The 880-nt window shown below is 36.5% G+C and carries 3 protein-coding genes; all 3 read right to left on the bottom strand.

Annotated elements, in window-relative coordinates; all coding sequences use genetic code 11:
- Positions 1-285, bottom strand: a 285-nt coding sequence (locus FC19_RS09210; protein WP_201782321.1) for a hypothetical protein, incomplete at its 3' end; no start/stop codon positions are given.
- Positions 272-592 (bottom strand): DUF960 family protein, encoded by a 321-nt coding sequence (locus FC19_RS09215; protein ID WP_057876680.1) that lies wholly within the window; start codon positions 590-592, stop codon positions 272-274. The genes FC19_RS09215 and FC19_RS09210, both read right to left, overlap by 14 nt.
- Positions 585-880: JAB domain-containing protein (locus FC19_RS09220; protein ID WP_162261193.1), on the bottom strand; the 296-nt coding region annotated here is incomplete at its 5' end. The genes FC19_RS09220 and FC19_RS09215, both read right to left, overlap by 8 nt.

The raw sequence follows: 880 nt of genomic DNA on the forward strand, positions 1-880 counted from the left end.
CCCTTTTTTAACCAATTGACTGTTACTATCTAAAATTCCTACTGCCAGCAAGTTCTGTTGCTGCAAGTCGGTTATTAAAAAGCCAATATAACTTTCACAACCATAAAAATAAGCCATTACCTTTTGCGGCAATGGCTTTTCATCAATTGTTGGTACTTGAATGATTTCATCTTTGTGTAAAAGGTATGTTTCAGGTACAAGTTCTTCTTTTTTTACTTTGCGATCCAACAAAGAACTTAACTGTTGAACAATTATCGCTTCCGCTTGTCGTTTATTGAATTCCATCTTCGCTCTTCTCCTCATTAACTTCCTCTGGAAAAACCATCGTTGCCCTGGTAGACTGAACAATCACCCATAGCGTTCCTTTAAACAAATGCTTGCAATTTTTGATTTCAAACACTTTACTGTAATTTTTATCTTCATACTTTAAAAACAGCTGCTGGCTCTGAATTGTAAATTCGAATCTTTGAACTAAAGCAAGCACTTGATTGTTACGTCGTCTTTTATTGAGCAGCTGCCAACAAACCGCTTGTAATTCTCTAGGTACTGTTTCTTTAACTTTTTGAGTATAAAAGATGTTAATCTCATTCACTATCTGCCGCTCCAAACATATTTTCTGCTCTCATTGAAAGATACTCCCCACCAAAACCTATTACTAGATGATCTAACAACTTGATTTGCAACAACTCACAAGCCTGATAAAGGCCTCGTGTAAAACTAATATCTTCTTTTGAAGGCGTAGTTTCTCCGCTTGGATGGTTATGTGCAACAATAACGCTAGAGGCATTAGACAACATTGCCGTTCTAATTACATCTCGTGGTACCGCAATTGATCTTGAGATTGTTCCAATATGAACTGTTGAAATATTAACTGGCTCTC

The organism is Liquorilactobacillus aquaticus DSM 21051 (assembly GCF_001436755.1).
GTDB lineage: Bacteria > Bacillota > Bacilli > Lactobacillales > Lactobacillaceae > Liquorilactobacillus > Liquorilactobacillus aquaticus.